This is a genomic window from Brasilonema sp. UFV-L1 (assembly GCF_012912105.1).
Taxonomy (GTDB): domain Bacteria; phylum Cyanobacteriota; class Cyanobacteriia; order Cyanobacteriales; family Nostocaceae; genus Brasilonema.
On record NZ_QMEA01000241.1, the window covers coordinates 1 to 5,476 of the forward strand.

4 protein-coding genes and 1 pseudogene are annotated in these 5,476 nt (G+C 44.9%); 1 reads left to right on the forward strand and 4 read right to left on the reverse strand.

Annotation, left to right across the window (positions count from 1 at the left end; all coding sequences use genetic code 11):
* Positions 1-168: 168 nt before the first annotated feature.
* Positions 169-983: pseudogene (locus DP117_RS33380) on the reverse strand (transposase); the annotation flags it as partial.
* Positions 984-1,425: 442 nt separating this feature from the next.
* On the opposite strand from DP117_RS33380, the gene DP117_RS33385 reads away from it, so the two are divergent.
* On the forward strand, positions 1,426-2,439 hold the full coding sequence (locus DP117_RS33385) for a type I glyceraldehyde-3-phosphate dehydrogenase (RefSeq protein ID WP_169222454.1): 1,014 nt from the start codon (positions 1,426-1,428) through the stop codon (positions 2,437-2,439).
* A gap of 41 nt (positions 2,440-2,480) precedes the next feature.
* On the opposite strand, the gene thiL is transcribed toward DP117_RS33385, so the two are convergent.
* From thiL to DP117_RS33400, 3 genes are all read right to left on the reverse strand, one after another.
* Positions 2,481-3,506: a thiamine-phosphate kinase gene (gene thiL, locus DP117_RS33390; RefSeq protein WP_169222455.1), complete on the reverse strand. Its 1,026-nt coding sequence runs from the start codon at positions 3,504-3,506 to the stop codon at positions 2,481-2,483.
* 71 nt (positions 3,507-3,577) lie between these two features.
* Entirely contained in the window at positions 3,578-4,762 is a 1,185-nt protein-coding gene (locus tag DP117_RS33395; RefSeq protein WP_169222456.1) for an LL-diaminopimelate aminotransferase, read from the reverse strand.
* A 171-nt stretch (positions 4,763-4,933) separates the two neighbouring features.
* Positions 4,934-5,263, reverse strand: a complete 330-nt coding sequence (locus tag DP117_RS33400) for a thioredoxin family protein (protein ID WP_169222457.1) — start codon at positions 5,261-5,263, stop codon at positions 4,934-4,936.
* Positions 5,264-5,476: the final 213 nt, after the last annotated feature.

Here is a 5,476-nt window from a genome sequence, read left to right on the forward strand (position 1 = left end):
CGGGGATTTGAGAAGCCCACACTGACCCGTTAGGGCAGTGTGTGGTAGTTCACTCAAGTCTTGTCTGTAACCTTTGCCAGAATTGCTAATCAATTCGCAATTTCATCCCAGAAGCAGTTAGGTTCTACATTAGAGGATGTCTGAAAAGTTTTGAGGAGGTGATTTCAACTACGCAAGCTGTTTTAACATTAAACGAATCATTGCGACATAAATAAAAGCCTCTGTCGTTTCAGGTAAAATCTCATAGTCCTTACTTAATCTGCGACACCAATTGAACCAACCAAAAGTTCTTACAAATGCGCCAACGCTTTGCCAGGACAACAAAACCCTTCTGTTCTTCATACGGTACGAACGCTCCAGAGCCAGCGATAAACATCCATTACCCAGTGCGTAAAATCCTTACCGCGATCGCCACCATCAACCCAAATCCGAATCAATCTACCCATGCGAGCGCGTACTTGATGAAGTTTTGATAGAACCTTTTTTGCTCCTGCTTGCTCGCTTACGTTTGCGGCCGTAATTACGACAACGATAAGTAAGCCTAAGGTATCGATAAGTATATGCCGCATCAGTCCTTTAATTTTTTTACCTGAGTCATAGCCGACTTCCTTGGAAACCATTGTTGCTGTCTCAACCGATTGACTGTCCATAATTGCCTCAGATGGAGATGGTTCTCGATTTTGGCTTACACGCAGCCATAAGCGTAATCGCTCATGAATTTGTTGCCACGTCCGGTCCTTACGCCACTGTCGGAAATAATGATACACAGTTTTCCAATTGGGGAAATCGTTCGGGAGCATTCGCCACGCGCAACCCGCACATAATATGTATAGGATTGCGTTAACGTTAAGCGAAGCTCTGCCGTAGGCAATCGCCTGCATATCGACACTACGTTTTCGACCACCACTTTTTGGCTTAGGAATTAGTCCTGATAGTAGTTCCCACTGTTCTAAAGTCAGATTACGCAGGATAGATGGATTCATAGCTCTCATAACGCTGTCATACTTAAGTATTTTTTCTACTGACAGGATACCGTTATGTGGGCTTTCTTACTTCTCAGACATCCTCTTAACAGTTACCAGTTATCAGTTATCAGTTATCAGTTTCATCATTGGGTTTAAGTCCCCCACCAAGAGCACAGAAAGCGTTGGTGGTGAGCCACTGCGGTCTTGGGGTTTCCCCAAGTAGAGCAAGTGGCGAACCCGGAGGGCGGGTTTAAATCCCCCACCAGCCCGCTGGCGTCACTGGTCACTGTGTACTGTTCACTGTTTTAAGAAACACAACCTGTATACAAACGGGTAGGAAAAAAATATTTATTTTTTTGAGAATCTAACACTTTATAGTTATAAATACTCTCCCCTTTGCGGTATGATCTGGGTCATCAGTAGCTTTTGTTAAGTATAAATAAACAGAGGGCAAGACGCTGTGATTAGAGTTGCAATCAACGGTTTTGGGCGCATCGGGCGTAACTTTGCACGTTGCTGGGTAGGTAGAAAAAATAGTAATATCGACCTAGTCGCTATCAATGACACATCCGATCCTAAAACCAATGCTCACCTGCTCAAGTATGACTCGATGTTAGGGAAGTTAAAGGATGTTGACATCACTGCCGATGATAACTCTATCATCGTTAACGGTAAGACCATTAAGTGTGTCTCCGACCGCAACCCAGAAAACTTGCCCTGGAAAGACTGGGAAATTGACCTGATTATCGAAGCAACAGGGGTTTTTACTGCCAGAGAAGGAGCAACAAAGCACCTCAATGCTGGAGCGAAGAAGGTTCTAATCACCGCCCCTGGAAAGAACGAAGATGGGACTTTTGTGATTGGCGTCAATCATCATGACTACGACCATCAAAAGCACAACATCATCAGTAACGCCAGCTGTACCACCAACTGCTTAGCTCCGATCGCTAAGGTGTTGCACGAGAAATTCGGTATCATCAAAGGCACGATGACCACCACTCACAGCTACACTGGTGACCAACGCTTGCTAGACGCCTCTCACCGTGATGTTAGGCGAGCACGTGCTGCAGCTATTAACATTGTGCCAACCTCCACAGGTGCGGCAAAAGCTGTAGCGCTGGTTCTCCCAGAACTTAAAGGTAAGCTGAATGGTGTGGCGTTGCGCGTACCCACCCCTAATGTTTCAATGGTGGACTTTGTCATCCAGGTTGAAAAATCTACCATTGCTGAAGAAGTTAACCAAGCCCTCAAAGGTGCCTCTGAAGGTGAACTTAAAGGCATTTTGGACTACAGCGAACTTCCTCTAGTATCATCCGATTATCAAGGCACTGATGCCTCTTCAATTGTTGATGCTAACTTAACGTTTGTTATGGGTGGCGACTTGGTGAAAGTCATGGCTTGGTATGACAACGAGTGGGGTTACAGTCAACGAGTTCTTGACTTGGCAGAGTTAGTAGCCGAAAAATGGTCTTAAGTCGTTATTAGTCATGAAAGTCTTTTACTGATGACTAGTGACTAGTGAGTAAAATGTTGAAACCCCCGACCAAGACTGAGAACTTGATCGGGGTGTTCTTCTGTTTTGTCATGCAAAATTACTGTTGATCCATCTGTTATTTTTCCCACAATAGCCGCCCCTTCACCAAGCGGTTGCACAAAAGCATATGCTTGCTCTTTTGGCAAGCACAGCACTAACTCAAAGTCTTCACCACCATATAAGGCATATTCCAAAGCTTGCTCTTGTGTCAGCCAATGATTAAATTGTGTTGGTAAAGGAATTTGAGTGCGTTCAATGACAGCACCGACACCACTCGCTCCGCAAATTTGCACCACAGCATCTGCTAAGCCGTCGCTACTGTCCATACCAGCGACAGGGAGTCGGGTGTTGTCAGAGTTTAGAATTTCCCACAAAATAGGTAAAACATCTAATCGAGGTAATGGTCTTTGGTGTGTGTGAATTAACGCTGTGCGATCGCTCTGGTTCAGATTTTCCCCGAATTCAGGATGCAACAGCAATTGTAAACCAGCAGCCGAAGCTCCATGAACACCTGTGACAACGATCGCATCTCCAACTTTCGCTGTTGTGCGGCGAATAGTACGTAATGGGTTAACTTGACCGAAAGCGGAAATGGCGATTGTGATTGTGGGCGATCGCACAATATCACCACCAACAATTGGAGTATTATACTTTTGCAGGCATTGTGTCATTCCTTGATATAATTGCTCAACCCAACTCACAGCAACATCCCCAGGAAGTCCCAGTCCGACAGTTATTCCTAAAGGACTTGCACCCATTGCTGCTAAATCTGATAAATTAGCAGCCGCCGCCCGCCAACCTGCGTCTTCTCCAGAAGTCGTGATTTCACTGAAATGGACACCATCAACCAATACATCAGTTGTGACGACTAGAGATTGTCCTGGTTCAATAGAAACCACAGCCGCATCGTCCCCAATAATTTCTGGAGGACAAAAGCGCTGTAATCTTTTTAAAAGACCTTGCTCTCCTATATCTTGAACTTGCAAACAAGATAATTCACTGTTCACACTAATTAATGATGGTTTGTTACATCTGTACTGATTTTTTGCCAAAATTTGGTTTCAGTTATATAAATTTTTTACGACAAAAACTCTGCTATTCTCTCGACAGCAGTTTCCAATATGGGTGTATCATGCACCAAAGCAAAGCGGACATACCCTTCTCCAGATTTGCCAAAACCTGCACCAGGTGAAGCGGCTACCCCTGTTTTCTGCACAAGCTGGGTACAAAAACCCACAGAATCTTGACTCCACTGTTCTGGTAACTTTGCCCAAATATACATTGTTGCCTTGGGAGTCGGAACATACCAACCAATACGATGCAAAGCGCTGACAAAGGTATCTCGGCGTTGGCGCAAGGTTACGACACCGGCTTTAACCCCAGTCTGTGGACCAGTAAGGGCAGCAATAGCGCCGTTCAAAATTCCTCGATACTGATTAAAATCAACTGCTGCTTTAATTTGACGCAAGGCACTAATCAACTTTGGATGACCGATGGCGTAGCCAATACGGAAGCCACCCATATTATATGACTTGGAGAGGCTGAAAAACTCAATCGAGATGCTTTTGTCTGGGTCAGCTTGTAAAATCGAAGGAGCAAGAGGTTTGCCCAAGTTCTCAGTCTCTTCAAATACCGAGTCTACGTAAGGAAAATCATGCACCAGGACAATATTGTGTTGCTGACAAAAAGCAACAGCTTCCTTAAAGAAAGATAAAGGTGCGATCGCCGTGGTAGGATTATGAGGATAGCTTAAGACCATCATCCGCGACTGTGCCAATACAGGTGTAGGAATATCAGCAAATACAGGTAAAAACCCATTTCCAGCCTCTATTGGCATTGGGTAAATTTGACCATTCGCCAAGTGGACTCCCCCTGCATGAGAGGGGTAACCCGGATCAAGTAATAGGGCGAAATCGCCTGGGTTGAGGACTGCTAGAGGTAAATGTGCTGTTCCTTCTTGAGAACCAATCAGGGGCAGTACCTCTGTTTCAGGATTAACGGGAATACCAAATTTTTGCTCGTACCAGCTGGCTGCTGCTTGACGAAAGGCTTGAGTGCCGTTAAACAGCAAATAGCCGTGGGTACTTCTGTCGTATAGAGATTGGGCGATCGCTGAAATCACATGCGCCTCGGCTGATAAATCCGAAGATCCCAGTGACAAATCAATTAACTCAAGTCCCGCAGTCAAAGCAACAGCCTTGGCTTTGTCCATATCAGCGAATACATTTGATTGCAGGGGTTGTAAACGTTTGGCAAACTGCATTTTTGGTCCTTTGTCCTAAGTCTATTGTCATTTATGAGCCAGCGCCGTACCAAGTTGGTTTCCAACTTGGCTGCGATTGGCGTTGGTGCAACCTCTCGTGGAGGAGATACCTAAGAGTCCTCAGTCCTTTGCTATTTTAAGGACTAAGGACTCATGACGAATGACTAATGACTAATTTAGATGAGGTTCTAAGAGGCTGAGTAACTTGTCTTTGTTGATGACTCCTTCAGTGGATTCCAAAACTTGGTTTCCTTGAATGAGTCTGAGGGCTGGTACTCCTTCTACCTGATACTGTTTGACAGTAACTGGGTTAGGATCGACTTCCATTTTTACCACTTTGAGGCGATCGCCGTAAGTGGTTGCTGCCGAATTTACCAGTGGTGACATCAATTGACAAGGTCCGCACCACGAAGCCCAAAAATAAACTAATACTGGCTTCTGGGCTTTCAACACTTCGGTTTCAAACTCAGCATCAGTTATACTTATAATACTGCTGCTCATTGCACTCTCCGGCAATACCCATTAATGATAACTTGCCCACAGACTACTCTATCCCAATCTGAGGACAATAGCTACGCAATCATTGCTATCAAAATAAAGCGGGAGGGTCTTACACATAAAAAAAATTGCGCCGGCTTACTACTACAAGTACGCGACTAAGCGTCTTAGCCTGCCCAATTTTTTAGCCCACATTCCGCAGGGTTCATCAGCAAA

Coding starts and splice junctions, on each gene's coding strand:
- DP117_RS33395 (WP_169222456.1), bottom strand. CDS start 4,762: ATGCAGTTTGCCAAACGTTTACAACCCCTGCAATCAAATGTATTCGCT.
- DP117_RS33400 (WP_169222457.1), bottom strand. CDS start 5,263: ATGAGCAGCAGTATTATAAGTATAACTGATGCTGAGTTTGAAACCGAA.